The organism is Leifsonia sp. HAY1-4F (assembly GCF_056755275.1).
Window position 1 is genome coordinate 1 of record NZ_JBNDHX010000475.1, and the last position, 248, is coordinate 248.

At 69.8% G+C, this 248-nt stretch carries 1 pseudogene; it reads right to left on the reverse strand.

Annotation, left to right across the window (positions count from 1 at the left end):
• A pseudogene (locus ACPYOG_RS20190) lies at positions 1 to 248 on the reverse strand (ATP-dependent zinc metalloprotease FtsH); the annotation flags it as partial.

Here is a 248-nt window from a genome sequence, read left to right on the forward strand (position 1 = left end):
GGTGGGGTCGTGAAACGCGATCTCCGCGGCGGCGCGACCGCCCATGGCGTACGCGAGCTGATCGAGCAACTCGTTCTGGGTGATCGAGTACTTGTCCTCGAGCGGCATCACCATCGTGTAGCCGAGGGTGCGGCCGCGCGGCAGGATGGTGATCTTCGTCACGGGGTCGGTGTGGCGCATCGCCGCGGCGGCGGGGGGGGGCCCGCCCCCTCGGTCCGCGCTGCCGAGCCTTTCCTCTTCCTTCCTCT